Here is a 26,966-nt window from a genome sequence, read left to right as displayed (position 1 = left end):
AGTCGGGTTCGGTTCTGATTTCGGGCAGCACTTCGGTTACCTCCTCCCCTTGGACTGGAGGTATTATAATTGAAGTGCCCTGATTTATTCAACAGCTGTTTATCCTCATGTGACGTTGTAGGGATAGGAGATTGCCGCTCGACCTTGAGATCTCTCGATCGAAGCTCATGAGCCAGAATAATCTCGTAGACCGATTCGAGCAGACCCGGCCCAAGTTTGACATGGATTTGATAGGCGACATCGACGATAACGGATGCAATCTCGTTCTCCGTAAAGGGGCCCTCCTTTGCGAGGCTTTGCGCCTTGGCGACTTTGCGCGAGGCGGGAGTTGCGTGGCGTTTCATGCCTCACGCAAAGTCGCCAAGCCGCCAAGCCTCGCAAAGAATAGCACAAATATGCCTGACCGCAGATCCGGTAGAATTCACCGATCGTGAAAGAACCTCATATAACCTTTGCGATCCTGAAATCCCTTCCTGAAAAAGCTCCTTTGCGAGGCTTGGCGTCTTGGCGTCTTTGCGCGAGGCCGGGTTCGCTAGATCTCGTGCTCCGTGCGCCAGATGACCTGGTCCTGGAGGGCGCGGCTCATCTCCACCCAGTAGGCGGAGAAGCCGGCCACGCGCACCACCAGGTCGCGGTAGTTCTCGGGGTGCTCCTGGGCGTCGCGCAGCATCTGCGAGTCCACCACGTTGAACTGCACGTGGAACCCCGGCCCCTCGAAGTAGGTCCGGATGAGGGCCAGCAGGTTGCGCGAGCCGCGCTCGCCGGCGAGGGCCGTGGGGTGGAATTTCAGGTTGAGGAGCCCGCCGCGGATGCGGGTGTGGTCCACCTTGGACGACGAGCGGATCACCGCCGTCGGCCCCTTGACGTCCGTGCCGGGGAAGGGGGAGGTGACGCCGTCCGCCAGCGGCTCGCCGTCGCGGCGGCCGTCGGGGAAGGCGCAGCAGACCCGCCCGAACGGCACCGGCGTGGAGATGGCCAGCATGGAGGGGTCGTAGGGCTGGCCGAGGTAGTTGTCCTGCCCCCGGACCCAGCGGCAGTAGTCGTCGAACAGGTCGAGGAAGAGGCGGTCCACCGCGTCCTCGTCGTTGCCCCAGTGGGGCGCGGCGAGGGCCTTCTTCCGCAGGTCCTCGTAGCCGGCCCAGTTGGCGGCCACGGCCTTGCGGACGTCCTCCAGCGAGCAGGCGCCGTCCTCGAAGCAGAGCTTGCGGATGGCCGCCAGGGAGTTGGCGGTGTTCACGAGGCCCGAGGAGAGGGTGGTGGGGGTCCGGTTGTTCCGGGCGCCGCCGCGGTCCATGTCGAAGCCCGTCTCGAGGCAGTCCTGCACGAAGACCGAGCAGAAGACCAGCGGCACGGTCCACTGGTGGGCCGCCATGGCGTAGTTCCAGTACTGCTGCCAGTGGCGGATGGCGTCGTGGAGGATGGCCTGGTAGTAGGTCTTCACGTCCTCGAAGGTGGCCAGCTCGCGGGGTTCCGCCAGGCGGGTGCCGGTCTTGGGGTCGACGCCGCCGTTGAGGGCGAGGTCGAGGACCTTCCCGTGGTTGACGAAGCCCGCCTGGACCACGCCGTAGGAGAGGCCGGCGAGCGTGGGCTCCGTGCACCCGCCCATGGCGGCGTGCTTGCGGACGACCTCCACGGGGAAGCCGCCCAGGTTCATCTCGTGGGCGACGTACGTTTTCTGGTTGAAGAAGGCGGGGTAGCCCACGCCCGTCTTGACGCACTCTGCCGCCTTGAGCAGGAACCTCTCCGAAAGCTGCTCGTCATACCAGACCGAGAGGGTGGGCTGGGTCATCTGCATGTTGATCTGGGCCTGGAGGATGGCGAGGGAGAGTTCGTTGTCCGCGGGCAGGCCATCGGCGCCCACGCCGCCCAGGATCAGGTTCTGGTAGAGGTTCCCGTGGCCGAGCCCCTGCCAGCTCAGGCTGGCGATGTACTCGATCTGGGTCATCTTGACGAAGAGTTCCTCGAACAGGGCCACCGCCTCGTCGAAGGTGACGGCGGGGTCGGCGTCGTAGTAGGGGAAAAGGGTCATGTCCACCCGGCCGGGGGAGTACCCCAGGTGGGAGCCCTCGAGGTGGCCCAGCAGGTAAGTGAACCAGTAGGACTGGACCGCCTCCCGGAAGCTCCGCGGCGGCTCCGCGGGGACGCGCCGGCAGGTCTCGGCCAGGGTCAGCAGCTCGGCCTTGCGCCCCGGCGCCTTCTCCCGGGCCGCGAGGCGCTCGGCTTCCTCGGCGTAGTGCCCGGCGAAGGCCAGGGCGCCCTGAAGGACCCGTTTTGCCCCGCGCCAGAAGGCGAGGCGGTCGCCGTCTTGCGGCCCGGCCGGGCGGAAGTCCCGGATCCGCGCGTCGATCTCCTCGATGATGCGCCGGTAGCCCTTGGCGACGGCGGTCTCGAAGTCGAGGATCAGCCGTCCCTCGGGGCAGGGCTCGTGCGGGGCGGTGTAGAGGCCGATGTTCCAGCCCTTCCGGATGAAGTCCGCGTGGGGAAAGTCGGTCTTCCAGAGGCGGTCCCCCTGGGCCATCATGCTCTTGTCTTCCCAGTAGGCGCAAATGTCCTTGAAGTCCTCGTACTCGTCACGGGAGATCAGGAACTTCCCGGAGACCACCACCTCCCCGCGTTCGGCGGCTTCCCGGCGGGTCCGCTCGATCCCGCCGCCCGTCCCCTGGGTCGCGTGGTGCTGCTGGGCGTCCTGCTCCTCCCGGCGGATCTCGTTGAGAAAAGGCCCCGCGGCGTAGTTGGTGTAGGGGATCGCCCCCCGGATGAAGCGGGTCTTGTTGGCCGCCAGGGTGTCCCGCTCGTGGATGACGGGGGTGATCTTCTCCAGCGCCGCGGCGTGGTTTTCCGCCCGGCGCTCGAGGGGGTGCATCCCGTCCGTGAGCTTGTGGGAGTCCGTGAGGGCGCGGATGTACTCGATGTCCACCCGGAGGGGCGCCTCGAGGTAGCGCTTCTTGAAGTAGGCCGACCGCTCGTTGGACGGCCGGCCGTGGATCTCGCGGGGTGTGAAGGCGGGCGCACTCGATTCCATAAGGGCCTCCCGGGTGGTATTTATCGGACCTCCGGGGCGTTACATCGACGGACAAACCCCGGGGAGCGATCGCAGTATAGCGTCAGCCCCCCTTCGATGCAACGAATTCGTCCGGGGATTCATTTCTTCTCAACCGGATAAAAACCACGAACCGCACGAACACTGTTCGCAATCCGGGAACAAACAGAGGTCGTCCTTCCCCGTCTCACGCAAAGACGCGAAGGCGCAAAGCCTCGCAAGGAAATTCTGTAAAACAGGGATGTTATGTTCACCAGGGCGACGCGATATCCTCTCGCGATTGTGAAGAGGTTGTCAGATTTGTACCCTTCTTGGCGAGGCTTGGCGTCTTGGCGCCTTTGCGAGAGGCTATTCCGTGAAATTCATGGGGTTTTGGAGACGCCCGGCGGCGGGTCGGCGAGGACGGGGTCGAGGGCGTCGACGGCCCCGCGGGCGATGTGGGCGGCCTCGCGGCAGCCGGCGTCGCAACGGCCGGCGTCGGGGCAGGGGGCGCAGGCGGCGGGGAGGTAGTCCCGCAGTACGAAGCGGCGCCACCAGGGGTGGTCCTTGACGCTATCCAGATGATCGGCATGAGCCAGGCGGACGGGGGAGTGGTTGCAGACCCGGAGGTATCCCGACGGGTCCACGGCGAAGAAGTCGAGGGCGGCGGAACAGCGGACACCCACCTTCACGTGGGGGTAGCGGGCGGGGTCGACGAGGCAGAGGGGGATCTCGGTGCCGGTGTTCCCGGAGCGGCCCGCGGCGGCCAGGACGTCCTCGGCGATCTCCAGCATCTGGCGGATGCCGTCCGCGTCCAGGGAGAGCGCCTCGGCGTTCGCCAGGCCGCGGCCCCCCGGCAGGAAGCGGTTGAGGAGGAGGCTGTCCGCCCCGCTCAGGAGGCACTCCGCCAGGGTCTCGTAGAGTTCGGGGAGGTTGCGCCGGGTCACGGTGACGCCGGCGTGGGAGGAAATGCCGCGCTCCCGGGTCTTCGCGAAGAGGGCGGCGGTCCGGGCGACGTCGCCGCCGGCGGTGTGCTCGGCGAAGGTGGAGAGACCCGGGAGGCTGATCCCCACGTGGATGCCGCGGTCGGCGCAGAAGTCCAGCCACGCGTCGGTGAGGAGCTTCCCGTTGGTGAGGAGGTGGACTTTGGGAGGCTTCTCCTCCGTCACCAGGGCCCCGTCCCGGGTCTCCACGTGGACGGCCGGGCAGCCGGCGGCGAACGCCAGGACCTCCCGGAGGCCTTCCTTGAGCAGGGGCTCGCCGCCGGTGAAGGCGAGGTTCATCACGCCGAGGCGGCAGAGCCGGGCGACGAGGGCCTTCCACGCCTCGGGGTCCAGCTCGGGGCGGACGTCGTAGGCGCCGCCGGGGGCGAACCACGGGCAGGAGCAGAAGAGGCAGGCGTGGTTGCACCGGTAGGTCATCTCAAGGACCGCCGTGGCCGGCAGGAACGAAGGCGCCAGGCAGCTGGTGAGCGGCGCGGGGGAGGGGTCGGCCCCGTATGTTTTGTCGTTCTGAATCGTCATCGGCGACCTCTTGATTGCCTGACAGCGTGAGACGAAAGCCTTGCCCTTGGCGTTCCCGGCCCCGCCATAGGGGTCGAAGATTGGTAGCGGGGTTCGGCCACCGGGAACCCTCCCATGATCTGCAGCCTTCCTTTGCAAGGCTTTGCGCCTTGGCGCCTTTGCGTGAGGCCTCCTGCTGGGTCGCTGTTCCCGGTTCGGGTCATTTCACCAGGATCTCCCGCAGGCGGTCGACGTGGTCGAGCAGCGGGGTCTCGGCGTCGTTGTCGCCCTGGTGGCGGTCCTTGCCGGCGAGGAATTCGCGGAGGAGCCGCAGGTCCTCGGGGGTCACGTTCGGGACGCGCCGGTCCCCGGATTCGCCCTGCAGGCGGAACACCAGCACCAGGGCCGGCTCCTTGACCCCGGGGGCGCACTTCCGGCAGAACGCGTGCTCGTCCAGGGTGAAGCGGATGCCGCCGATGTCGCCGACCTGCCGCCGGCAGGCCTCGATGCCGCCCCGGACGGCCTGCATCACCGCCCAGGGGACGCCCTCGCTCTCCGCGTAGAGGGTCCGCTGGCCGCAGGCCGGGCAGACGTACTCCACCCGCGCGGGCGGCGAGGCCATTTTGTAGCACTCGGCTCCCATCCCCAGGTTCTTCGGCGGGGGGCTTTCAGCCAGCTTTCGGAGCCGGGCCTCGATCTCCGCGCGGGTCAGTTTCCCGGTCACGGGGGCCGCCGTTTGCCCGCCGCCCGGCTCCCCCGCGACGCCGGGCCCGGGGTCGCCGGGGCCGGCGGGCGCCCCGCCGTGGCCCGCCGCCTTGCAGGAGGGGAAGAAGAGGAAAAGGAAGAAGATCGCCGCTACGGCCATGGAAACAAGCCACAGCATGAAGAATACCTCCAGGGTGGTGGGGTGTCAGAAAATGAGAAGAATGAGAAGAATGGGAATTATGGGAGTTCTGGGAGTCATCACCGAGAAGATCTCCTGCTTCCAGGCATTCCCATTACTCCCATAATTCCCATAATTCCCATTCTTCCCATTACTCCCATTTCCTCCGCCTCTCGTTATCGCCAAAAACGCCGCGCCCGGTTTCTACTGGCCTTTCATCAGAATCTCCTCGATCCGCGCCGCGCAGTCCCGGATGGCCACCTCCCCCGTCGGGCCGTCATCGTAGCGGTCCTTCCCCGCCAGGAAGGCCGCCAGGATGGTCAGGTCCTCGGGGCTGATGCCGCGGAAGCGCCGTTCGGAGGTCTCCCCCGCGAGGCGGAAGACCAGGATCATCGCCGGGTGCTCGAGCTTCGGCGAGCACTTCCGGCAGAACTCCCGCTCGTCGATGGACGCCGCGAGGCCGGGCAGGTTCTTGGCCAGGCGCCGGCAGCCGTCGAGTTCGTGGAGGACGGTGTCGATCTCCGTGTAGCTGGCGCCCCCCTCCTTGACCGCGTAGAGGGTCTTCTCGTGACAGACGGGGCAGACGTACTCGGCCCGGTCGGGCGGGGCCGCCATCTCGTAGCACATGGCGCCCATCTTGAGGTCGGCGGGTTTTGGGGACTGGCGCAGCGTCCGGAGCTTTTCGGCGATCTGCTCCCGGGTGAGGCCGCCCGTGGCCGGGGCTGGCGCGCCCGCGATCTTTCCCGCCTGGGGCGCGGCACCGGGCAGGGCGGGCGGGTTTCCGGAATCCTTTCCGGCACCCCGGCAGGCGGGGAGCAGGAGGAAGAACACCAGGAGGGCCAGGGACACCAGCGACAGGATCCACGCCATGAAGCACCTCGCGGAAGAACGGATCTTCACTTACCTTATCGCGCCGCCGCGGGGGCGTCAAGGGAAAATCCCTGCGGGCCGATCAGGGATGTGGCCCGTTGACCATAATCGGAGGCGCCTCTTCTCCTTGCCTGTGAGAGAGATACTCCGGAAGGTCTCTCCCGGAGGTACAACGACCCGGTGAAGGCGGACTTTCGTACCCTTTGGCCACATCCCGGCCATCCGGTTTTCTTTGCGAGCTTTGCGCCTTTGCGAGATCAAGATCCGGACAGGCTCTCGCCAAGGTGCCACGCTCGCAAAGGAAGACCCCATGGGCCGCAAATCCCGCATCACCCGCGATCACTCCCGCGCCCTTCCCGGGCGCCTGTCTCCGAAAAACCTTGCTCTGTCCTGCAGGAGTCGACCCTGCCGGGCCGCCACCTGCAGGCTAATATCCTTCAGCCCTCCAGGCTGAAGAAATCATCCCCATCAAGGATGAGATCTCACCAACCGAATGCCTTTCATCTGCACGATTCCCGGATGAACCGAAAGAAATGCTCCGAGAGCCAGGTCTCGTGCTGAATGCAGTGAGCAATCAGAAAGACGGCCGCGACCGCAACAGCTGTCGGGAGGACGAACCGCAAGCAAAGAATTCTCTTCATGCAGGTGTAGGACCCGTCCGACTGCAATTCGACCTTGACCAGCTCCGGGGACAGCGGGGCGCCGCAGTTTTTGCAGGCGGTGTCGTTGGCATGGACAAGCTCTTTGCAATCAGGGCGGCGGCCATACTCGGGCGAAGCCATCGGCCCTCCTTTTCGGGTTCGGGACACCCCTCACACCCTTCGGCGCCAAAGGGCAAAAGACAAAGGACAAAGGACAAAGGACCCAAAGGGACCAAAGGGACCAAAGGGACCAAAGGGCAAAGGACCCGAAGGACTAAGAGGACCAACGGGCAAGGGGAGCCTGGGGCATGACAGAACCCACCGGATCTACTGTGCCGTCGCTCTCTGCCGTCCTTTATGTCCTTTTGGTCCCTTTGGTCCCTTGGTCCTTTCGGCTGTCTTTCGTTTACTCCAGGCTCCCGACGGCTTCCTCGACGGCCTCCAATATCTCGCAGGAGCGGACAACACCCTTCATCGCGGTGTGGTCGGGGTAGAGGGGACGGTCCACGTCCAAATGGGCCACGTGCTTGCGAACCACCTGGCGGCCGGTCTCCACGCCCTTGCCGTGGCCGAAGTCACGGAAGTCGAGGCCCTGGGCCGCCGCGATGAACTCGATCCCGAGCACGCCGCAGGCGTTGTCGATGATCTGGTGGTTCTTGATGGCGGTGTTCATGCCCATGGAGACGAAGTCCTCCTGGTCCGCCGCGGCCGGGATGGACTGGATGGACGCCGGCATGGAAAGGATCCGCTGCTCCACGATGAGGGAGTCGGCGGTGTACTGGCTCAGCATCAGCCCGGAGAACATCCCCGCGCCCTTGGTCAGGAAGGGGGGGAGCCCCACGCTCAGGGCGGGGTTGGTGAGGCGGTTGAGGCGCCGCTCGGAGATGACGCAGACCATGGTGAGGGCAGCCCCGGCCAGGTCCATGGGGAGGGACACCGGTGAGCCCTGGAAGTTGGCCCCCGTGAGGGTCAGCTTGAACTCGGGGAGGAAGATGGGGTTGTCGCCGACGCCGTTCAGCTCGATCTCCACCTGTTGTTTCGCCCAGGCCACGGCGTCGTGGGCGGCGCCGATGACCTGCGGGGTGGAGCGCATGGAATAGGCGTCCTGGACCTTGATCTTGAGCTTGCCCGTCTGGAGGTCGCTTCCCTGGATGCACTTCATGAGGGCCTTCGCGCACCGGACGGCGCCCGGGAAGCCGCGAACCTCGTGCAGCCGGAGGTCGTAGGGCTTGAGGTTGGCCAGCAGCGCTTCCAGGGTCATGGCGCAGGCGATCTCCGCCTGCTTGAGAAGGCGGTTCATGTCGAAGATGTGGATGGCGCTCATGGCCGTGAGGAGGTTGGAGCCGTTGATGGCGGCGAGGCCGTCGCGCGCCTGGAGCCCGGGGACCGGGATCCCCGCCCGCTGCATGGCGACGAGCCCGGGGAGCTTCTCGCCCTGGTAGTAGGCTTCGCCCTCGCCCATGAGCAGCAGCGCGATCTGGGACATGGGGGCGAGGTCGCCGCAGGCCCCCACCGAGCCCTTCTGGCAGACCACCGGCGTGACGCCCTTGTTGAGCATCTCCACAAAGGTCTGGGTGATCTCGGGGCGGCACCCCGACAGGCCGTGGGCGTGAACGTTGATCCGGCCCGCCATGGCGCCGCGCACGTACTCGATGGGCGCCGGGTCGCCGATTCCCGCGGCGTGGTTGTAGATCAGGTACTTCTGGAACTGCAGCACCTGCTCGTCGTTGAGGACCACCTCGGAGAACTCGCCGATGCCGGTGTTGACGCCGTACATGATCTCGTGAGCCTTGACTTTCTCTTCCAGCATGGCCCGGCAGGTCTGAATCCGCCCGAGGGCTTCGGGGGCCAGTTCGACCTTTTCGCCGTGGCGGGCGATGCGAACCAGTTTCTCCACGCTCAGGCCGGAGCCGTCCAATACGATTGCCATACAGACCTCCTGTTGAAATGATCAGAAGAAAAGGAATGATACCACGGGATCGGGGAAAGGCAAGGAGGTCTTTGCGGGAAGAAGGCTGTAGGCGATAGGCTGTAGGCTGCAGGCTGTAGGCTGTAGGTTCGGAGGGATTCCCATAGGTATCGGTATCGCCATCGCAGTCGCAGTCGCAAATGCAGTCGCCTTCGCCATCGCCATCGCAGTCGAGCGGGACCGCGGTCACAGCCGGGGTCGGCGGCCCCCTTGGTGACGTCAGCTCGCAACCCCCGATCTTCCCCCTGCACTGTGGACTGCGGCGCGCAGGCTGCCGGAGCGCCGCTTTGACCGCCCCGCGCAGGCCGCCGGAGCGGCGCGGCCCTGACGCCGCCCGCGCGTCTTCCGGAAGATCAAGCACAGGCGCGAAGGGACAAAGGGACCTGAAGGACCAGTTGAACCGGCGCGGCAGAGGGCGCGGATGGGGCATGCCGCACAAACAGGCGCTTTCGCGATTTTCCTTTGCGAGCTCGTGTCTTGGTGAGAATCAATCCGGATCCTGTTCACGCAAAGGCGCAAAGATCGCAAAGGAGAACGGACAGCCCTCGAATGCGGCCGAGAGGTACGAAGATCTGAAATCATTCGTGTGGTTCTTGGTTTAAAGAGGCTTTTAGCGGTCAGGCGGAAGGGGTTCAGGGCCCGACTCGGCGAATCGCAGCCGTCGTGAACATCATGCCCCGGCCCTGGTATCCCGTTTGCGGATTCCGTGCACTTCGTGGTTCACCGGGCTCATTCGGGTTGGGTTATAAATCCAATAGGCTTTCCCGCCTGGGTCGGGTCGTCTTCCTGGCCTCAGTCCCGGTCGGGTTCGCCGTGCGGAGTGTGGCGTGCAGGGCGAAACCCCCGCTGCGATTCAGCGTCCCGGCTCCCGCCCGAGACCTTCGGGACCCATCGCGGGCGTCGGCGGTCCCGGTGCCGGCAGGGTCCGACGCCACTCGCCGAAGCCGCGGACGCAGAGGACCAGGAAGACGGTATAGAGGGCGGCGGTGGGATACAGGCCCGTGTAGAGACTGAAGCCGATGGTCAGGACGTCCACCGCGATCCAGACCAGCCAGTGCTCCAGGATCTTCCGGGCCATCATCCACTGGGCCGCGAGGCTGAGGACCGTGGCGGCGCTGTCGGGGATCGGGGCCGGGTCGGCGGTGTGGACCAGCAGCACGGCAAGGGCCGCCGTCCCGGCGGCGGAGATCCCCAGCAGGACCCGGGCCAGGCGCGCGTCCAGCCGGGTCACGGTCCGCGCCCCGCCGCCGGCGCCCCCGTGGAGCCACTGGTACCAGCCGTAGATCTGCAGGGCGAAGAAAAAGACCTGCAGGCCCATGCTGGCGTAGATGCGCTGGTACCCGAAGATCCAGAAGTAGAGGGTCACCAGGGCCAGGCCCACGGGCCAGTTCCAGATGTTCTGCCGTACGATCAGCCAGAGGTTGCCCACCCCGAGGACGAAAGCGGCCACCTCGATGAGGGGGAGGCCCGCCAGTTTGACCGTGAAGAGAAATTCCATGGTCTCAGCGAGCGGACGGGGGCGGGGGCGCGGGGGTGGCCAACGGGCCCGGCGTGGCCGCGGGCGCGGGTTTCGGCGCCTTTCCGCGGAGGGTTTCCAGCAGTTTCCGGGCGTCGGGCGCCACGCGCGGGTCGAGCTTGAGGTCGAGGGCTCGCCGGAGGTGGTAGATGGCCCTTCCCGGGGTCTCCCCGGTCTGGACGAGGACCATGGCGAAGTAGTAGTGTGCCAGGGCGTACCCGGGGTCGACGGCGACGGCCCGCTCCAGGTAGCGCCGCGCCTGGGCCCACTGCTTGAGGCCGCAGAAGGCGACCCCCATGTTGGTGAGGAGGTCGGGGTTGTTCGGCTTGAGGGCCATGGCTTTCCGGAACCAGTCGAGGGCCTCCTCCAGTTTCCCTTCCTCGGCCGTGAGGCTGCCGAGGCGGTTGTAGATCAGGTCGGTCTGCGACCCCAGGTCCAGGGCGCGGAGGTAGTTCTCGCGGGCTTTCACGCGGTCGCCCAGCGACTCCCGGATGTTGCCCAGGTTGATGAAGGCCCGGGCGTGGTACATCACCTCCCGGTGGACCCGTTCGTACCCGCTCTCGGTGCCGAGGTTCCGGAGGCGGGCGATCTTCTCGGGGGGAAGACCCTCGAGGACGTACTCGGGGGGGACGGCGGCGATGCGCTCGTAGAACTCCGCCGCCTTCTCGAAGGCCTGGCGGGCCCCCCACGGGTTGTTCTCCTCGAAGAGCTTCTTCCCCTCGTTGAAGTGACGGTCGCCCATGGCGAGGTTGGCCCGGACGCAGGCGGGGGCCTTGGAGAGAACGTCCAGGCGCAGGCTCTCCTCGTCGGCGTACACCCCCATGTGGGCCAGGGTGGCGATGGTGAAGGCCACCGTGACACCGCACACCAGGGCGCCCGCCCACCCGGGGGCGCGCCGGGCGGCCTTCCGGAGGTACCAGGCGGCGGCGACGCACAAACCGATGGACGGGAGGTAGAGGTAGTGCTCGGCGAACAGCTCGTGGTGGGGGACCAGGTGGAGGACCGGGAGCAGGGACACCAGGAACCACAGGCCCCAGAACCCCGGGGTGAACCGGCCCCCGGCCAGGACCCGCCAGGCCTGCCACACCAGGACGATCACCGCCAGGACCGCCAGCCAGCCGAGGAGGTCGAAGGGCGTTCGCGCCACGGGGAAGGCGTCGTAGGAGTAGTCGGCCCGGAGGCGGAACGGGAAGAGCATGAGGAACACGTCGTTGCACAGCAGTTTGGCGCTGGTCAGGGCGTTGGTGACGACCGTCCCGCCCCACCAGCCGACCCGGCCCGTGTACGTCCCGCTGAGGACCTTCCAGACGAAAAACAGCCCGCCGACGGCCAGCAGGCCGTAGTACCACCACCCCTGGCGCAGGGCGGCCCCGACCGCCTTGAGGGCTTTCCATCGGCCGTCGGTCGGGGTGTCGGCGACCCGGCGGCTCCAGTCGTAGAGGAAAATCAGGAGCGGGATGACGATGCCCATCTCCTTGGACAGGAAAGCCAGGGCCGAGGCCACCAGGATGAGGGGCCACCATCGGACGCGCCGGTCCCGATAGAAACGGATGTAGGCGTAGAGGGCCAGCAGGGTGAAGAAGGCCGACAGGAGGTCGCGGCGTCCCGAGACGTAGGCCACGGCGTCGATGTGCACCGGGTGGACGGCGAAGAGAAGCATGGCCACCCGGGCGACCCACCGGTCCTCCACGATCTCCTTCAGGACGAGCCAGGCCATCCCCATCACCAGGAGGTGCCAGAGGAGGTTGCTCAGGTGGAAGAACCAGGGGCTGAAGCCGGCCACGAGGTAGTCCAGGGAGTAGCTCAGGGTCCGGACCGGGCGGTAACCGATCTTGACCAGGTCCCGCGCCGCCCACTTGATTTCCTTGACGGCGGGGTTTCCCGTGACGAGTTGATGGTCGTCGAAGACGAAGTCGTACCGGAGGCTGGGGAGGAACAGGCAGAAACCGGCCAGGAGGACCAGGAGGAAGAGGCCGTCCACCCCCCTGCGTTTCGGGTGGTCCGGGCCCGCCCCCGGTGACCGGGGGTCACCGGGGCGGGGTCGTTCCGATTTTCGGGGTTTGCGGGAGACCATTCGGCAGTCGCGGGTCGTTCGGAGGGGCCGGCGCTACTGCTTGCGGATGTTGCAGGGGACGGCGAAATGGACCTTCCCCTTGTCGGTCATGATGTTGAGGTACCCGTCGCAGGGCCCTGCCCGCATCCCCTTGTCGATGGTGATCTCGAATTCGCAGGTCTTGGCGTCGTTCTTGAGGATCTTCACCAGGAACTCCTTCTGGGAGCACCAGATGGAATCGATCTTGATCTTCGAGCCGTCGGCGCGGGACATGGTCACCTTGTAGACGGGCGGGGGGGTGTTCTCGAAGAGGTCGAAATCGACCTTCTCCCCCTCGAAGAGGTACTCGGGGGGTTTCTTGAAGTAGACCAGGACCTGGACCACGGGGAAGTCCTTGCTGTCGGTTTCGATGAAGACGTAGTTGCTGGAGACGTACTCCTTGCCGGTGGGGACGGTGAACTGAACGATGGCGGTGTTGCCTTCCTTCCGGGCCACCTCCACCTTCAGGTAGTCCTTCTCGGACGCCACCCGCTTGATGTTCAGCGGGCCGTGGCTCGAGCGCAGCGTGATCTGGCCGGTGTAGGAGACGTTCGGCGGCCAGTCCAGCTCGAAAACGCTCGGTTCCCACTCCAGGTCGGGCTCGACGTTCACCTGGAGCGTGAGGAGCGCCTCCTGCCGCGTGGGGTCGTTGGTGATCAGGGTGATCTTGTGGGAGGTCACGATGCGCCGCGACTCCGCGCGGTAGACGACGTCGAGGAAGGCTTCCTCCTTGGGCTGGAGCGTGTCCTTGGAGAGCACGGCCGACAGGCAGCCGCAGGAGGTCATGACCTTTTCGATGACCAGGGGCTTGCCGCCGAAGTTGGAGAAGGTGAACCGGCAGGGAACGACGCTGTTGGGGCGGATGTCCTTGAGGGTGACCACGTCCCGGTGCACGAACATGACGGGAAGGTCGGGCTGTTGCGCGATTCCCGTGAAGCCGGCCGCGACCGAGAGGATCAGCAGGGGAAGGAAGCGGTGCATGGACGAACTCCTATTTGCCCGGCGCGGGGGGCGGGGCGGGAGAAACGACGGGTTGGGGCCGCGGGCCCGGAGGAACGGCCTGACCGGAATCCACGTTCACCCGGAACGGGACGGCGATGGTCTTGGCGGCCATCTCCACCGTCACGATCCCCTGGATCAGGGGCACGTTGGGCTGGGCCTCGATGGTGACCGAAATGACGTTGGACCCCTGGTCGTTCTTGGTGACCTCCGGCTTGACGAAGGCGTTGCTGGAGCGCACCGCGCTGATGTTGAAGGGCTTCTCGTTCGCGTGCTTGACGATGATGTCCCGGGTGATCACCTTGTCGGTCGCCTTCATGTACACCTGCAGGCGCTGGGGAATGGCGGAGAACTCGGGGGTGAAGCGGATGTTCACGGGGAGCAGGATGTCCGGGTGGGTCTCGCTCGTCGTCTTGAGGTGGATCAGGGTGTTCATGAACTCGCTGGAACTGGGCGGCACGGCAGGGGCGTCCAGCTTGATCACCAGGTGGATCCGGCTGTTCTCCGACGTCTGGGTGACGGTAACGTAGGGTGATTCCGACTTGAGCTCGGTGATCTGGAACTTTTCAAAAACTTTCGGGGTCAGCCACACGTCCATCTGGGCCGGTTCCGTGCGGCTGACGCCGTCGAAACGGACGAACTGCGGTTCCACCACCACGTCCACCACCACGTTCGCCAGGAGGGAGAGCTGGACCTGCGGCAGGTTGGGGTCGTTGGTGGTGATGTTGATCTTCTTGTCCACGAGGCCGGCGGTGTTGGGGGGGCGGAGCTTGACGGTCATCGTCGTGGACTCGCCGGGCCCCAGCATGCGCTTGGCGAGGGCGGGCACGGTGCACCCGCACGTGGTGCGGACGTCCCGGATCTCCAGGAGCGCGGTGCCGGTGTTCGAAAGGGTGAACTCGGTGTTCAGTTCGAGGGCCGGCTTGACGTCCTTGAAATCGTGGATCAGACGGTCCAGTTTTATTCTGGGTGCCCCCTGCTCGGCGGGCGGGGCCTGCGGCGTCGCCGCGGCTTCGCCCTGGGCGAGGACGCCGAGGGAGAGAGTGAGGATGAGCCCGACCATCAGGGTCCAACGAACCGACCTTTTCATGTTGCCTCCTGTCGAGGGTGTGAACTCCGGAAAATGTCGCCCGCGCGGCGGGGCCCGCGGACAAGCCTGCCATTTTACCCCGGGGCGGACGTCTTTTCAAGGGATACGAACGGAAAACAACCGGCGGTTGAAATTCCCGCCCGCGGGGTTATAATACGCTTCCCGTTCACGGAGGATGCGGAGAGAATGGAAAAAGTTGCACCGGAAAACCCAGAGCGGAGCGGAGACGCGCACGGCGTGAGCGTCATCGTCCCGTGCTACCGGAGCCACGAGACGCTTCGGGGGCTGCTCGAGGCGCTGGAATCGGAGCTGGCGGGGACCGGCGCGGAGATCATCGTGGCGGACAGCTCCGGGGACGGCGAGGCCCGCCGGGTTTCGCAGGCCTTTCCCACGGTGCGGGTGCTGGAGTCGGCCCGGCGGATGTACCCGGGCGAGGCGCGGAACGCCGGGGCGGCCGCGGCCCGTCACCCGTGGCTGCTGTTCATTGACTCCGACTGCCTCCCCGCCGAGGGGTGGGGCGGGACCCTCCGCCGGCTCACCGTGGAGGGCGGGGGGAAGGTCTTCGCCGGGGCAGTACGGAACGGCACGCCCCGCAGCCTGCGCGGGAGCCTGCAATTCTACGTGGAGTTCTCGCAGTTCACGCCCCTGACCCCGCGGGGCGCGCGGCAGTTCGCCCCGTCGTACCTCCTCCTGGTCCCCCGGGAGGCCTTCCTGGCCTGCGGCGGCTTCCCCGGCGCCTACCTCTCGGCGGAGGACCTCGTGTTCTGCCTTCGCCTCCGGGATAAGGGCTTCGACATCGAGTTCATCCCGGAGTGGAGTGTCCTCCACCTGAACCGAACCCACTTCCGGGTGGTGTTCCGGCACTTCGGGCGGCTGGGGTTCTGGAGCGGCCGGGTTCGCCGTCACTACCCCCGGATGCGGGGGGGGTGGCTGCGATGGTGCCCCTTCCTCATCCCCCTCGTCTCCCTTCAACGCTGGGTCCGGCTCCTGCCGAGGCTCGCCCGGGACCGAAGCGCGGGGGCCTGCTGCCGGCTGGCCGTCCTCCTGCTGGCCCTGCCCGCCTACCTCGCCTGGGGAGGGGGGTTCACCTCGGGGCTCTACGCTTCAAAACCCGCCGAGGACTCCGGGGCGGGGCGCGGCTGATGCGGGTCTATCTCCTCAGCCTGGGGTGCCCCAAAAACACCGTCGACAGCGAGATCATGGCCGGGACGCTGCTCCGGTCGGGGGACACCCTGGTCCCATCCCCGGAGGAAGCGGACGCGGCGATCGTGAACACGTGCGGGTTCATCGCGCCCGCGAAGGAAGAGTCCCTGGACGCCGTCATGGAACTGGTCCGGCTCAAGGGGCAGCGGCCGGGCCTCCGTGTGGTGATGGCGGGCTGCCTCGCCCAGCGATATCCCCGGGAGCTTTCCGCGGAGATGCCGGAGGTGGACGCCTTCGTCGGGGTCAACGACTTTCCCCGCATCGCCGGGATCCTCCGGCAGCTCGACGGCCGCCCGGTGGAGACCGCGGGGCCCCGGTACCTCCCCACGAGCCGGACGCCCCGTTTCAGGGTGACCCCGCCCCACCTGGCGTACGTGAAGATTTCCGAGGGGTGTTCGCACGGCTGCGCCTTCTGCGCCATCCCGGCCATCCGCGGGCCCCTCCGCAGCCGCCCGGAGGACGACATCCTGGAGGAGGTGGAAGGTCTGCTCGCCGAGGGGGTCCGGGAACTGGTCGTCATCGGGCAGGACACCACGGCCTACGGCCGGGACCGGGGGCGTCCCGGCGCCCTGGTCCCGCTGCTGCGCCGGCTCGCCGGCTTCGGGGGGGAGTACCGGGTGCGCCTGATGTATGCCTTCCCCGCCGCCATCGGGGACGACCTGCTCGACGCGATGGCAGCCAATCCCCGGGTCTGCCGCTACCTGGACATCCCCTTCCAGCACGCTCACCCGGCGACCCTGCGCCGAATGGGCCGCGGGGGCGACGGTGAACGCTTTCTCGCCCTGCTCGGGCGCATCCGGGAGGCCCTTCCCGGCGTCGCCCTTCGCAGTTCGCTCATCGCAGGCTACCCCGGGGAGACGGAAGCCGAGTACCGCGCCCTTCGGGATTTCGTCCGGGCGGCGGACTTCGAGCACCTGGGCGTCTTCGGCTACTCCGACGAGGAGGGGACCCCCGCCTTCGACCTGCCGAAGAAGGTGCCGGCGGAGAAGGGAGCGGCCCGGGCCGGGTCGCTGATGCGGCTCCAGAGAAGGTTGGTGCGCCGGCGCAACCGGGAACGGGTCGGCCGGACTGTCCGCGTGCTGGTGGACGGCGTCCGCGACGACGCCGACTTCCTCGTCCAGGCCCGCACCGAGGGGCAGGCCTTCGATATCGACAGCGTGGTTTACCTCACCACGGGCCCGGTGGAAACCCTCGTCCCCGGCCGGTTCGTGGATGCCCGGCTCACCCGGGCCGTCGAGTACGACGTCGAGGCGGAAGTGGTTCCTCCCGGCGGGGAGACCGGTCAAGCCGACCCGAACCACGGGTGAACAAGGAGACACACGAAGACTCCGGCAAGGCCGCCGCTCCCGCTTTTCTGCGTCTATACCTGACGAACCCGAAAAAGGCCGGATTCGTCTAACCACAAAGAACACAAAGAACACGAAGAACGCAAAGAAGGTCTGAGATCTTTGATTTCAATGGATTTTGAAGGCCTGTTCTTCTTTGCGTTCTATGTGGCTGAATTGACGTTTTGCGGGGACGTCATCCCTGGCGGGCATGGAGGGTGGGTCAGCGGGCCGGGGAGGAATCCCAGATCCGGACGGTGCCGGTGGACGACGCGGTGAGAAGCCAGCGGCCGTTCGGGCTGAACTCCAGGGACGTGAACCGGCCGTCCTCCCCCCGGATCGTCAGCAGGGTCTGCCCGCTGTCGCAATCCCAGACGATCAGGCGGCCGTCGACGTCGGCGGAGACCAACCGGCGGCCGTCCGGGCTGAAGACCGGGGTGCACCAGCCCGTGTGCCCCTTGAGCGAGGCGATTTCACTGCGGGTCGGGATGTCGTAGAGGGAGATGGTCTTGTCCCACCGGGCGGCGGCGAGCCGGCGGCCGTCCGGGCTGAAGTCCAGCCCGCCCAGGGAAACGTGGGCGTTCTTCCCCCCGGGGGCGCACTGGAAAAAGGTCCCGGTGCGGCTGTCCAGCAGGAACACGTTCCCGGTGTCGTCCGCCCAGGCCTGGAGGGCGCCGTCGCCGCTGGCCCGGACCTGGGTCAGGGGTCGCCCGGAGAAACGCCCGCACTTCGCCCACCGGTGGGCGGGCAGGTCCAGCAGAAACGCCCGGCCGGCGGAGTCCCCGACGGCCAGGCGGGTATCGCCGGGCAGGAAGAACAGGGCGGTGGGCACAACCCTCGCCTGGGGGTCCGGGTAGGCCGGGAGGGTGAACCGGAGCACGGGCTTCCCGGCTCCCGGTTCGCGGTACCAGACGATCGGCTCCGCGGCCCCGGCGGCGGCGACACACCCGGTCCGGCGACCGACCGCCAGCACCCGGGCGCCCCCCGGGATGCGCATCAGCTCCTCCGGCGCGGCGGGACCGGGTTTTCGCACGCGGACGACGCCGTCCTCGCCGGCGGTGACGATCCCCTGCCGGTCCGGGAGGAAACGCGCCAGCGTGCTCACGTCCCGCGGGCCTGGCAGCACGGAGCTTGCCCGGCGCTCCCGGAGGTCCCAGACCCGGACGGCCAGGTCGTAGCCTCCGGAGGCGAGCCGGTGTCCGTCGGGGCTGATCGCCAGGGCGATACCGACGCTGGACTGGCCCTTGGCCTCGGCGGCGAGCTTCCCGGACCGCGCGTCCCAGAACCGGAGGGTTCCGTCGCTGCAGTTTCCCGCCAGCCAGCGCCCGTCGGGGGTGAAGAGCAGGACGGTGGCCGCCGCGCCGACCCGGTCGAATTCGAGACGGACCCCGCCGTCGGCGGCCCCGAACGCCTTGATGCACCCCCCCCGGCTGCCCGCGACGACGGAGGCGCCATCGGGGCTGAAGCAGACCGGCCCGACGATCTCCCCGGGGTCCACCGGGACGGTTCGGAGACGGGTGCCGTCGGCGCCGTTGCACAGGCGCAGGTGGCCGTCCCGCGTGCCGTAGGCCAGGAAGCGGCCGTCCCCGCTGAGGGCGATCCCGGGACCGGGTTTCCCGTTCTCCGGGACGGTGTATCGCTTCCTCCCGGTGGAGGGGTCCCAGGCGCAGACCTTGTCGTCGTAGTCGATTCCGGCGAGCAGGAGGCCGTTCCGGCTCACCGCGAGGTTGAAGACCCCGCTCGGCGTGCCCTCGAGGACGACGCGGACCGCCCCGTTGCGAAGGTCCCAGACCTCGCCGCTCCCCGAGGCCAGCCAGGCGCCCCGCGGGTCCACCACGGGCACGCCCGTCCAGCGGATCCGGGAGGGGATGGTCTGCAACGCGGCGCCGCGTTCCGGGTCCCAGGCCCGGAGCGACCGGTCGTCGCTGCCCGAGTAAACGCGTTTCCCGTCCGGGGAGAACGCCAGTCCCAAAACCGGGGCCCCGTGCCCCTTCAGGACGCTCCGGCACACGGCCTCCACCTGGCGGCAGCGCGCCGCCAGGTGGCCGAATTCCCAGCCGCGGAACCGCGGGGAGAGCCCCTGCAGGACCTCCAGGGCGTCGGCACTCCTCCCCCCCGCCGAGAGGCGGTCGGCTTCCCGGATCCCGGACCGGTAGAGCTCCCGCTGCGCGCGGTCGCGCTCCCGTTCGGCCGCCGACCGGTGGAAGGCTTCCGCGTTCCGCGCCTCGATGGCCCCCTCGCGCTCCAGCCGGATCCAGAAGAAGGCCGCGCAGAGGACGACGAAAACCACGGCGACCAGGGCGGCGGTGAGACGGGAGAGGACCTTGATCCGGTGCTTCCGGGCGACCCGTTCCGCCCGGGTCTCCTCCACCTTCGCCCGCAGGTCCGCGTGCCGGGGGTCGCCGGTGTCGAGTTGGTCCAGGGCCAGGTCGAGGTCGCCCCGTTCCCGGGCACACTCCGCGTAGGCCAGGGCGGCGCGGGAGAGGTTCTCCGCGGCCTCCGCGTTGTCGGGCCAGACTTTCAGGGCCTGCCGGAAGCCGAAGACGGCGAGGGAGAAATCGTCGTAACTTTTCGAAATGTCCGCCGCCTGGAGGTCCGACACGGCCCGGCGGTTCAGGGCCAGGCTTTCGCTGTGGGACAGGTAGTGCTTGAGGGCCTGGCGGAAGGCCGCCACCGAGCGGAAGCGGTGCCGCGGGCGGGTGGCCATGGCCGTCCGGGCGATGTCCAGGAGTTCGCCCCGCTGCTGCGTGGGCTGGATGTGGTTCAGCGCGGCTTCCACGAGGCACTCCGCCACCGTGTGCCCGCCGTGGGGTCGCAGACCCGTGATGATCTCGTAGAGCAGCCCGCCCAGGAGGTAGATGTCGGTGTGCGTGCCCAGGCGGTCCAGTTCGCCGCGCGCCATCTCCGGCGCCATGTAGGACGGGGTCCCGCCCAGCGAGGGGGGTTGCGGGGGCAGGTCCAGGTGCGGGTTCCCCTCCAGGACGACCGCGACGCCCCAATCGGTCAGGATGACCTCCCCGAAGTCCCCGAGCATGACGTTTTCCGGTTTCAGGTCCAGGTGGATCACCCCGCGGGAGTGGGCGAAGGCCACCGCGTCCATCACCCGGAAGAGGATGTCCAGGTTTTCTTCCAGCGGGCGCGCCGTGAGGGTGGAGCGCCAGGCGGTGCCGCAGATCCGCTTCATGACGAAGAAGAGGCGGCCGTCACGATCCTGGGCGAGCTCGTGGACGGGGACGATGTTGGGGTGGTCCAGGTTCCCGGTGACGACGGCCTCCGAGAGGAAGGATGCCCGGTTGTGGGGGTCCGCCGCCGCCTCGGGGCGGAGGATCTTCACCGCCACCGGCCGCCGGATCGAGACCTGCCGGGCCTCGTACACCACGCCCATCCCCCCCTGTCCGACGATCTCCAGGAGGTCGTAGTCCGCGTTGGGAAGGTCGAAGTCCGCCACCGGCGGCTTCAGCAGGCGGGTCTTGAGCGTGGTTTCCCGGTCGGAGGGGACGGCGCCCTGGGGAGGGCGGATCGTCCGGTCCTGGGAGGGGTCGTCCGAGGCGGTGGACTGCCAGACCCCCCGGATGATCCGGGTGGTTTCGTCCCAGAGCGCGGTTTCGATTCGCATTACCGGTTCGGTGTCGTCGATGGCCATGGGCCGATTTTAGCCTCATGCCGGCCGCCGGGCAAGGGTTTTCGCGCCGCCCGCCGAAGGGCGGCGCCCGGGGGGGCAAGGAGGGCCCGGGGGAGGGCGGGGCGGTCCCGGGCCCTCCGGATCCTCGTTGACGGCCGGGTCACTTCGTGCAAGAATCGGCCCGTCGTCGTTGCCGCCCCGCGGGGAGCGGGATCCCGGAACCCCCCGGCAAAGGAGAACTGTCCCGCATGTCGTTTCTCGGGAATGCCTCCCTGTTCGCCGCCGCGGCGTGCCTGCTCTGCGGGGCTGTCTGCGCGGCCCTCTCCCGGCGCCGGGGCGCCGGCCCCTGGGCACACCGCGCCGCCGCCTTCGTCCACGCCGCCACCGCCGCCGTGTTCACGGCGTCGGCCGTCCTGGCGGTGGTGCTTGTCCGTGGCGATTTCACGTTCCGCTACGTGGCGGACCACACCTCTCGCAGCCTCCCGGTGGTCTACCGGCTGACGGCGTTCTGGGCCGGCGCCGAGGGTTCGCTGCTGCTCTGGTTGCTCCTGATGGCGGCCTGCAGTTCCGTTTCGCTGCGGGCAGCCCGGAAAACCGACGGGGGGGGGCTCGGCCGGTACCTCCTGGCGATGTCCCTCACCGAGTTTCTCTTCGCCCTCCTGGCGCTCCGGGTGTCCAATCCCTTCGGGACCCTGGCCGTTCCACCGCCGGACGGGGCCGGCATGAACCCTCTGCTGCAGAACCCCGCCATGATCTGGCACCCGCCGTTGCTGATCCTCGGGTACGCCGCCTTCGCGGTCCCCTTCGCCCTGGCGCTGTCCGCCCTGGCCGACCCGGAGGGGCCCGGGGACTGGACCCGGCGCGCGCGCGCCTGGACCCTCTTTGCCTGGGCGGCCCTCACGGCGGGGATCGTTCTCGGTGCCCAGTGGGCCTACGTGGAACTGGGCTGGGGCGGGTACTGGGGATGGGACCCCGTGGAGAACGCCTCCCTGATCCCCTGGCTTGGCGCCACGGCCTTCGTCCACCTGTCCGCCCTCCACCGGCGCCGGGGGGCCTTCCCGCGCCTGGTCCCTTTCCTGGCGGTCACGACGTTCCTCCTCTGCATCTTCGGGACCTGGCTCACCCGAAGCGGCGCCCTGGACTCCGTCCACGCCTTCCAGCGTTCCGGGGTCGGTGGATGGCTCCTCGCCTTCATGGGAGTCGCCCTGGCCGTCACCCTCGTCCTCCTGGCGGCCGGCCGCCGGAAGGGCAGGCCCGCCGGGGCGTGGAAACCCGGCCCGGGGGACGCGGCGGTGACCTTGTCCGCTGGCTTTTTGATCGCCTTCCTGATCGTGGTGGCCTACGGTACCGTCCACGGGATCCTCCCGGGGTGGATGCAGTCGGGCCCGGGCGCCCCGGGGGATGTCCCGGCGAGGGTTTCTACCGCGGACGGGACGGGACCCTCGCCGTCCACAAACCTCGTGTCCGCCCTTCCCCCGCGCTTCTTCAACCGGGCAGTGGTCCCCCTCGGAATTGCCCTCGTGGCGCTGCTCGGCATCCACCAGGTCCTGCGGCGGCCGCGGGACCCCCTGGGGAAGCTGGTCGCCTTCGCCGCGCTCCTCCTGCCCGCGGCGGCCGTGGCCGGGGCGCTGGTGAACCTCCTGGACGGGAACGTGCCGGCGGCCGTCCTCTTCGCCCTGTGCGCCGCGGCGCTCCCCGCCGTCGTCGCCGGGACCCTGCGCGGGGGCCCGACGCGTCCGCGCCTGGCGGCGGCCCTCTGCCACCTCGGCTTCGTGGTCGTCGCCGCCGGCATTGGCGCCTCGGGCTGGTTCGCCCGGGAGAGCCGCGTGGTCGCCCGCCCCGGAGAGACCTTCACGGACGGGGAGTTCCGCCTCATCTTCAACCGCCTGGTGGTCGAGGACCCGGACGCGGAGAAGGCCGTCTACCGGGCGGAATTCTCCCTTGTCCCGCCCCGCGCCGGGGCCCCCCCGGACTTCGCCCCCGAGGTCCGTTTCTACCGGCGGACGGGCGGCACCGGCATGGAGGTGGACGTCCGGACCGGGTTCGTTCGGGACCTCTACCTGGCCTTTTTCCCCATGAACCCCGAGCGCGGCGAGGTGGCGGTGCAACTGCGGGTCATCCCCGGCATGTCCTGGATCTGGTTCGGGGCGGCGCTGGCGGTGATCGGCGCCCTCTTGGCGGTCCCGCGGCCCCGCCGGGGCGAGGACGACGACGGGAGGGGACCGTGAACCCCGCGCCGGTGCTCTCCGCCCACAGCCTCCTCGTGCGTTACGGACGGGATACCGTCCTTCGCCGCGTGTCCTTCGAGGTCGGTCCCGGGGAACTCGTGGCGCTGACCGGGGCCAACGGCGCGGGCAAGAGCACCCTCGTCCGGTGCGCGGCCGGCCTGGTGGCGCCGTCCGCCGGGCGCCTCCTCCGCTTCGGCGAGGACGCCCGGGGAGCGGGGCCTGCGAACCGCCGACGCTTCGGTTTCCTGTCTCACGATCTTTTCGTGCACGACGAACTGACGGTGGAGGAGAACCTGCGGTTCTACGGCCGCCTCTACGGGCTCGTCCTCCCTGCAGACCGCATCGCGGCCCGTCTCGGGGCGATGGGGTTGCTCCCCTGGCGCAAACACCGCGCCGTTGCCCTGTCGCGCGGCCTGCGCCAGCGGCTGGGCCTGGTTCGGGCCACCCTGCACGACCCGGAGCTGCTGATGCTGGACGAGCCGTTCTCGGGGTTGGACAGCGTCTCCTCGGGTGTCGTGGCGGAGCGGCTCACCGCCCTGAACCGGGAGGGGGTGACCATCCTCGTGGCCGCCCACGACGCCGGCCGGCTTCCCGTGGCGGCCGGGAGGGTGCTCGAACTGTGCGGCGGCGTGCTCCGCGAGGGGACGCCCGGCGGCCCGTGCCGGGAGGGGGCGTCGTGAGCCGCCCCGGCGACCGCGAGGGAACGCCGGGGCCGGGCCCCTGGTTGCACCAGGCCTTGGCCGTGGCCGGCAAGGACCTCCGGGTGGAGTGGCGGTCCCGGGGACGGCTGGTCACCACCCTCTTCTTCGCCCTGGTCGTCGCCGTCCTCTTCCAGTTCGTCCTGGAGCCGGGCCCGCGCCTGCGGGAAGCCGCCCCCGCCGCCCTGTGGACGTCCTGGCTCTTCGCCGGGCTGATGCAGCTGGGCGCCACTTTCGACCGGGAGCGCCGCGACGGCTGCCTGGCGGGGCTGTGCCTGGCCCCCGTGTCGGGGTCGGCGGTGTTTGCGGGGAAGTGGCTGTCGGGGATGGCGCTGCTCTTTTCGGTGGAACTGCTCTCCCTCCCCGTCTTCCTGGCTTTTTTCGGCCTGGAGAGCCGGGGAGGCGTTGCGGCGCTGCTGCTGTGCGTGGTGGCGGCGGACGCGGGCTTCGTCGCCGCGGGGGTCCTCTGCGCGGCGCTGACCACCGGCGGGGGATCGCGGGACCTCCTGCTCCCCGTTCTCGTCTTCCCCCTGGCCGTCCCGGGGGTGCTCGCCGGCGCCCGGGCCCTGGACGCCGTCTTCCGCGGCCCCGTCGGCCCGGCGTTCTGGGGCGCCGTCAAGCTCGCCGCCGGCTTCGACCTGCTCTTCCTGCTCGCCGGGGCGGTGCTCTTCCGGCACATCCTCGAGGCGGGGGAATAGGGGGAAGGAAGCCAGGAGACAGGAGGCAATAACAGGGGAGCCTGTTTAGTCGCATTGCAAATCATGGAAAAGAGGCGAGTTGTGGGGATGATCAAGAGACTTGTGCGACGCAGTTCAACCACATCAGCATCCAGGAGGGGGACGAACTTGGGCATGGTAGCCCTTCGAGGGAACGCACTGCCCGATCTTCGCCGGATCGCAGGCCACTTCCGTGAATCCCTGAATCTGGCTGTGGATGATTCGGAAATCAATGTTCGCGACGAGGCCGCCGTGGTGACCATTGAGGGCGGGATGGCCGGTTTCGTATTCATGCCGATGCCCATTCCGTGGGGTGACCTCGAATGGCCGGTATGCACTGCGTGGAGTTGGCCTGAAGCGCGCTCGTCCCTGTCGGGGCACGGATCACACGTGGTGGTGTACGCCTCGTCGGAGAAAATGGCTCCCGTGCGGCTTTCGCTTTGCCTGACCCGGGCCATCGCCAGCGTCCTGGCCTCGGTCGAGAGCCTGGGGGTCTACTACGGGAATGCATCCATCGTCGTGCCCCCGGATCGGTACCTTGAACAGGCCTCCGAGGCTTCCGAGACCAGCCTCCCCCTCTTTCTCTGGCTCGGATTTCACCCGGTTCCGGAGAAGAAAGGGCTCTCGGGCTACACGACCGGGATGCGGATGCTCGGTTTCCTCGACCTGGAGGTTCACGACACGAACATGAAACCGTCCGAATCGCTCGGAATGCTCGCGGACATTGCTCACTACGAGCTTTCGAGCGGCATTCAGATCGGCCGCGGCGAGACCATCGGTGCCACCGACGAGGAGCGCCACCGGATCGTTCACAGGAAATCCCGGTTTGGAAACCGAGAGATCACCTGCCAGATCCTCCTGTGACGGCCTCAGCGCGGAGCATCATTCAGGGGGGAAGGGGAAAGCTCTTCCCTTGAGGGGCCCCAAGCCCGTCACCAGCCTGATCCCGATCCCGCTACCGTGCCGATCCCGATAGAGATCCCGATCCCGATTCCGACCCCGACGGGAATCCTTCCGGGCCTATAGCCTACAGCCCAACCCGGATAAACCGGAGAGAAACCACGGATGAACACGGATGGACACGGATGGACACGGATGGACACGGATGGACACGGATCATCCGGACGCTCCAGAAAAATAACAGGCGGTCTTTACCTCTCGCAAAGGCGCAAAGACGCCAAGCCTCGCAAAGCCGGAACCGGAAAAGGGGGATTCCTTTGCGAGGCTTTGCGTCCGGACGTCTTTGCGAGAGACCGGATACGTCGATTCCGGAACCGGATCAGCACCAGTGGGGCATTTTAGCCCTGGGGCATGCCGGACGACGCGGCCGGGATTCCCTCCTCCGTCCCCGCATCGGGTTTCCCCGCTCTGAAAGCGGTGGGAGCCCACCGTCGATCTCAAATCGCGCTCATTTTGCCAAAGATCTTACTTCGTAGGGACTACAGCCTACAGCCTACAGCCTACAGCCTTTATCTCCCCCTCCTCCCGTACCACGCCTCGTAATACGACCGGTACTCCCCCGACCGCACGGCGTCGCACCAGGGGCGGTTCTCCGCGTACCAGCGCAGGGTGCGGCGGAGGCCCTCCTCGAGGGTGACCGAAGGCTGCCAGGCCAGCTCGTTGCGGAGGCGGCCGAAGTCGATGGCGTAACGGAAGTCGTGGCCGGGACGGTCCTTCACGAAGGTGACCAGTTCGCGGCAGGAGGACAGCCCCGCGGGGGTGAGGCCCGCCTCGTCCACCAGCCGGCAGAGGGTCTCCACGATGAAGAGGTTGGTCCGCTCGCCCTCGCCGCCCACGTTGTAAGTGGCCCCGGTGCGCCCCGCGCGGAGCACCCGGTCGATGGCGACGCAGTGGTCGGTGACGAAGAGCCAGTCGCGGATGTTCTCCCCCCGGCCGTAGACGGGCAGGGGCTTCCCCTCGAGGCCGTTCAGGATCATCAGGGGGATGAGCTTTTCGGGGAACTGGAAGGGGCCGTAATTGTTGGAACAGTTGGTGATCGTGACGTTCAGGCCGTAGGTTCGGTGCCAGGCCCGGACCAGGTGGTCGGAGGCGGCCTTCGAGGCCGAGTAGGGGCTCGAGGGGTCGTAGGGCGTCTCCTCGGTGAAGAGCCCCTCGGCGCCGAGGCTGCCGTAGACCTCGTCGGTGGAGACGTGGTGGAAGCGGGTGTCCGCATCCCCGGCCCAGGCCTGGCGGCAGGCCTCCAGGAGCCGGAAGGTGCCCGTGACGTTGGTGGCGATGAAGGGCTCCGGCCCCAGGATGGAGCGGTCCACGTGGCTCTCGGCGGCGAAGTGGACCACGCAGCGGATGGCTTCAGCCTCCAGCAGCGCGCGGACGGCGGTGAAATCGGCGACGTCGCCCCGGACGAAGGTGTAACGGCCGGAGCCCTCCCGGCCGTGGTCCTGCTCCACGTCCGCCAGGGAGGCCAGGTTGCCGGCGTAGGTCAGGCTGTCGAGGTTCCAGACCCGGGCGTCGGGGTGGGTCTTCAGCAGGTAACGGATGAAGTTGGACCCGATGAAGCCGGCCCCGCCGGTCACGAGGGTGTTCGAGGGGTTAAAAGTCATGATCGATCTCCGGAGAGGGGTTTAGGCTGAAG

19 protein-coding genes are annotated in these 26,966 nt (G+C 68.0%); 6 read left to right on the top strand and 13 right to left on the bottom strand.

Translation table 11 applies throughout. The annotated features are described in order from the left end of the window. The 11 genes from KA419_15090 to KA419_15040 form a co-directional block, all read right to left on the bottom strand. Window positions 1–344: GxxExxY protein (locus KA419_15090; GenBank protein ID MBP7867261.1), on the bottom strand; the 344-nt coding region annotated here is incomplete at its 3' end. A gap of 188 nt (window positions 345–532) precedes the next feature. Beyond that, the gene (locus tag KA419_15085) at window positions 533–3,022 is read right to left on the bottom strand and encodes a hypothetical protein (GenBank protein MBP7867260.1); all 2,490 of its coding nucleotides are present in this window, start codon (window positions 3,020–3,022) and stop codon (window positions 533–535) included. A 380-nt stretch (window positions 3,023–3,402) separates the two neighbouring features. Further along, window positions 3,403–4,542 (bottom strand): radical SAM protein, encoded by a 1,140-nt coding sequence (locus KA419_15080; protein MBP7867259.1) that lies wholly within the window; start codon window positions 4,540–4,542, stop codon window positions 3,403–3,405. Between the two features lie 199 nt (window positions 4,543–4,741). After that, on the bottom strand, window positions 4,742–5,404 hold the full coding sequence (locus KA419_15075) for a hypothetical protein (GenBank protein ID MBP7867258.1): 663 nt from the start codon (window positions 5,402–5,404) through the stop codon (window positions 4,742–4,744). 204 nt (window positions 5,405–5,608) lie between these two features. Next, window positions 5,609–6,274 (bottom strand): hypothetical protein, encoded by a 666-nt coding sequence (locus KA419_15070; protein ID MBP7867257.1) that lies wholly within the window; start codon window positions 6,272–6,274, stop codon window positions 5,609–5,611. Between the two features lie 500 nt (window positions 6,275–6,774). After that, complete coding sequence (locus tag KA419_15065) at window positions 6,775–7,056, bottom strand: hypothetical protein (GenBank protein ID MBP7867256.1); 282 nt, start codon at window positions 7,054–7,056, stop codon at window positions 6,775–6,777. Between the two features lie 265 nt (window positions 7,057–7,321). Continuing rightward, complete coding sequence (locus tag KA419_15060) at window positions 7,322–8,845, bottom strand: aromatic amino acid lyase (protein MBP7867255.1); 1,524 nt, start codon at window positions 8,843–8,845, stop codon at window positions 7,322–7,324. Window positions 8,846–9,737: 892 nt separating this feature from the next. Beyond that, a complete protein-coding gene (locus KA419_15055; GenBank protein MBP7867254.1) occupies window positions 9,738–10,382 on the bottom strand; it encodes a nicotinamide mononucleotide transporter in 645 nt (214 codons plus the stop codon). Between the two features lie 4 nt (window positions 10,383–10,386). Next, window positions 10,387–12,381, bottom strand: coding sequence for a tetratricopeptide repeat protein (locus tag KA419_15050; GenBank protein ID MBP7867253.1), 1,995 nt, complete (start codon window positions 12,379–12,381; stop codon window positions 10,387–10,389). A 126-nt stretch (window positions 12,382–12,507) separates the two neighbouring features. Next, window positions 12,508–13,473, bottom strand: coding sequence for a DUF1573 domain-containing protein (locus tag KA419_15045; protein ID MBP7867252.1), 966 nt, complete (start codon window positions 13,471–13,473; stop codon window positions 12,508–12,510). Between the two features lie 10 nt (window positions 13,474–13,483). Next, on the bottom strand, window positions 13,484–14,581 hold the full coding sequence (locus tag KA419_15040; protein ID MBP7867251.1) for a DUF1573 domain-containing protein: 1,098 nt from the start codon (window positions 14,579–14,581) through the stop codon (window positions 13,484–13,486). Between the two features lie 237 nt (window positions 14,582–14,818). On the opposite strand from KA419_15040, the gene KA419_15035 reads away from it, so the two are divergent. Both KA419_15035 and rimO read left to right on the top strand, forming a co-directional pair. Next, window positions 14,819–15,724: a glycosyltransferase gene (locus KA419_15035; protein MBP7867250.1), complete on the top strand. Its 906-nt coding sequence runs from the start codon at window positions 14,819–14,821 to the stop codon at window positions 15,722–15,724. Next, window positions 15,724–17,091: a 30S ribosomal protein S12 methylthiotransferase RimO gene (gene rimO, locus KA419_15030; protein MBP7867249.1), complete on the top strand. Its 1,368-nt coding sequence runs from the start codon at window positions 15,724–15,726 to the stop codon at window positions 17,089–17,091. Before KA419_15035 ends, rimO begins: the two co-directional genes overlap by 1 nt. A gap of 241 nt (window positions 17,092–17,332) precedes the next feature. On the opposite strand, the gene KA419_15025 is transcribed toward rimO, so the two are convergent. Next, entirely contained in the window at window positions 17,333–20,752 is a 3,420-nt protein-coding gene (locus tag KA419_15025) for a serine/threonine protein kinase (protein MBP7867248.1), read from the bottom strand. Window positions 20,753–20,979: 227 nt separating this feature from the next. Here KA419_15025 and ccsA point away from each other — a divergent pair, with 227 nt between their 5' ends. The 4 genes from ccsA to KA419_15005 all read left to right on the top strand — a co-directional run bounded on the left by ccsA (window position 20,980) and on the right by KA419_15005 (window position 25,237). Further along, window positions 20,980–22,959 (top strand): cytochrome c biogenesis protein CcsA, encoded by a 1,980-nt coding sequence (gene ccsA, locus KA419_15020; GenBank protein MBP7867247.1) that lies wholly within the window; start codon window positions 20,980–20,982, stop codon window positions 22,957–22,959. Beyond that, window positions 22,956–23,639, top strand: a complete 684-nt coding sequence (locus tag KA419_15015; GenBank protein MBP7867246.1) for an ABC transporter ATP-binding protein — start codon at window positions 22,956–22,958, stop codon at window positions 23,637–23,639. Before ccsA ends, KA419_15015 begins: the two co-directional genes overlap by 4 nt. Next, window positions 23,636–24,355, top strand: coding sequence for a heme exporter protein CcmB (locus tag KA419_15010; GenBank protein MBP7867245.1), 720 nt, complete (start codon window positions 23,636–23,638; stop codon window positions 24,353–24,355). The genes KA419_15015 and KA419_15010 overlap by 4 nt, the downstream gene beginning before the upstream one ends. Window positions 24,356–24,442: 87 nt before the next feature. Further along, entirely contained in the window at window positions 24,443–25,237 is a 795-nt protein-coding gene (locus KA419_15005) for a DUF4261 domain-containing protein (GenBank protein MBP7867244.1), read from the top strand. A 605-nt stretch (window positions 25,238–25,842) separates the two neighbouring features. On the opposite strand, the gene rfbB is transcribed toward KA419_15005, so the two are convergent. Further along, window positions 25,843–26,934 carry a dTDP-glucose 4,6-dehydratase gene (gene rfbB / locus KA419_15000; GenBank protein MBP7867243.1) on the bottom strand — a complete coding sequence of 364 codons (1,092 nt, stop codon included), beginning with the start codon at window positions 26,932–26,934 and terminating at the stop codon, window positions 25,843–25,845. Between the last annotated feature and the right edge of the window lie 32 nt (window positions 26,935–26,966).

Source organism: Acidobacteriota bacterium (genome assembly GCA_018001935.1).
Taxonomy (GTDB): domain Bacteria; phylum Acidobacteriota; class JAAYUB01; order JAAYUB01; family JAAYUB01; genus JAGNHB01.
The sequence above is the reverse complement of the archived record's forward strand: the minus strand, read 5'-3'. Positions and strand labels throughout refer to the sequence as shown.

Coding starts and splice junctions, on each gene's coding strand:
- KA419_15085 (MBP7867260.1), bottom strand. CDS start 3,022: ATGGAATCGAGTGCGCCCGCCTTCACACCCCGCGAGATCCACGGCCGG.
- KA419_15080 (MBP7867259.1), bottom strand. CDS start 4,542: ATGACGATTCAGAACGACAAAACATACGGGGCCGACCCCTCCCCCGCG.
- KA419_15075 (MBP7867258.1), bottom strand. CDS start 5,404: ATGCTGTGGCTTGTTTCCATGGCCGTAGCGGCGATCTTCTTCCTTTTC.
- KA419_15070 (MBP7867257.1), bottom strand. CDS start 6,274: ATGGCGTGGATCCTGTCGCTGGTGTCCCTGGCCCTCCTGGTGTTCTTC.
- KA419_15065 (MBP7867256.1), bottom strand. CDS start 7,056: ATGGCTTCGCCCGAGTATGGCCGCCGCCCTGATTGCAAAGAGCTTGTC.
- KA419_15060 (MBP7867255.1), bottom strand. CDS start 8,845: ATGGCAATCGTATTGGACGGCTCCGGCCTGAGCGTGGAGAAACTGGTT.
- KA419_15055 (MBP7867254.1), bottom strand. CDS start 10,382: ATGGAATTTCTCTTCACGGTCAAACTGGCGGGCCTCCCCCTCATCGAG.
- KA419_15045 (MBP7867252.1), bottom strand. CDS start 13,473: ATGCACCGCTTCCTTCCCCTGCTGATCCTCTCGGTCGCGGCCGGCTTC.
- KA419_15040 (MBP7867251.1), bottom strand. CDS start 14,581: ATGAAAAGGTCGGTTCGTTGGACCCTGATGGTCGGGCTCATCCTCACT.
- rimO (MBP7867249.1), top strand. CDS start 15,724: ATGCGGGTCTATCTCCTCAGCCTGGGGTGCCCCAAAAACACCGTCGAC.
- KA419_15025 (MBP7867248.1), bottom strand. CDS start 20,752: ATGGCCATCGACGACACCGAACCGGTAATGCGAATCGAAACCGCGCTC.
- ccsA (MBP7867247.1), top strand. CDS start 20,980: ATGTCGTTTCTCGGGAATGCCTCCCTGTTCGCCGCCGCGGCGTGCCTG.
- KA419_15005 (MBP7867244.1), top strand. CDS start 24,443: ATGATCAAGAGACTTGTGCGACGCAGTTCAACCACATCAGCATCCAGG.
- rfbB (MBP7867243.1), bottom strand. CDS start 26,934: ATGACTTTTAACCCCTCGAACACCCTCGTGACCGGCGGGGCCGGCTTC.